We start from the raw sequence: 1349 nt of genomic DNA on the forward strand, positions 1-1349 counted from the left end.
CAAAGCAGTCACCTTGCGTTGTGCTTCCGGCAGCAGCGGCAGCTGCTGCGGGGATACCCGGCCAGCCAGGTAGTCTGCATAGGCCTGCTCGGGCGCGGCGGCATCGGGGCGCAGCCCCTCAAACCGATCACACGGAGCCACCACCAGGCTGGCCACCTGCGCCGCGCAGCGCATCAGTTCCAGCCGTGCCAGCAAATCAGCACGACCGGTGCGGGCCACCTCGGCGCGGGCCCGCTCCCACTCCAGTTGTTCGACGCGCGCATTGCCCGACAGATAGGCCTCGGTGGCCTTGGTGGCGGCCGCCTGGGCGTTCATTTGCCAATCGGGCACCGGCGGCTTGCTGGAGCAGGCCGCCAGCAGCAAAGCGCAACCCAAGGCAGTGAGACGCACCGGCGTCCGCAGACGGGGCATGGCAAATGGCTTCATGGCAGTTTCAGCTCCGTGTCGCGTGCAAAAGGCCATTTGCGGTTGATCTCGTTGACCAGGCTCTCCACCTTGCGCAGATTGCTTTCCACCTCGGCGCGCAGGGCGCCGAGGTCGGTGGTGGCTTCGCGGGCATTGGCGCCAATCGCCTGCGCTTCGACCAGAACGGCGTCCACCTTCTTGACGCTGGCGCGGGTGTCGGCCAGCAAGCCGTTGAGCTGCGCCACGGCCGCACGCACTTCGGGCACCAGGGCGTCCTTGTTGCCCTCGCCGCCCAGCACCTGACGGTCGGCCCGCGCGGCCATGCCATCGAGCCGCGCCAACAGCGCATTGGTGCGCTCCAGTGTGGCAATGATCTTCCTGGCATCAGCCTCGTTGCCCATCAACACGCCCAACGCGCCACCGGGGCCGTTGAGGCGGTCGGTGAGGGTTTTTACATTGGCCAGACTGTTGCCCAGCGCGGCGTCCGGGGCAGTCAGGGCATTGAGGTTGGTGAGCAGCTCGCGCGCGGTAGCCATGAGCTGGGGAATCTCTGCGGTGGCATCGCCGCGCAGCACGGGCCGCACGGCGCCGTCGGGCAGCGGGTCGTCGGTGAGGATGCCGGAGTACGCCCGGATGTTGGTGCCGCCCACCAGCCCCCGCACCAGCGTGAACACGCTGGACGCGCGCAGCCAATGCGCGTCCTTGCGGGGCACATCCACCAGGATGCGGGCATTGCCGCTGTCGGCCAGTTCGATGCGGCGCACCCGGCCGATGGGAAAGCCCGAGAAGGTCATGTCCATGCCCACCACCACGCCTTCCGAATCATCGGCCGTGAGGATCAGCGTCTGCGTGGGCTCGAACGCGCCGCGCGCATACAGCAGGTACAGGCCCGAGCCCACGATGAGCGCCAGCGTGAACAACAGCAGCGCGGCGGCCTTGAGTTC

At 68.1% G+C, this 1349-nt stretch carries 1 protein-coding gene and 1 pseudogene; both read right to left on the reverse strand.

Features of this window, described 5'->3' with window-relative positions:
• Positions 1–426 (reverse strand): annotated as a pseudogene (locus DBR12_RS17650) (hypothetical protein); the annotation flags it as partial.
• The coding region (locus DBR12_RS17655; protein WP_108618456.1) for an MlaD family protein at positions 423–1349 on the reverse strand (927 nt) is incomplete at its 5' end. The gene DBR12_RS17655 and the pseudogene DBR12_RS17650, both read right to left, overlap by 4 nt.

Origin of the sequence: Acidovorax sp. HMWF029, from assembly GCF_003060895.1 — a bacterium.
GTDB lineage: Bacteria > Pseudomonadota > Gammaproteobacteria > Burkholderiales > Burkholderiaceae_C > Acidovorax.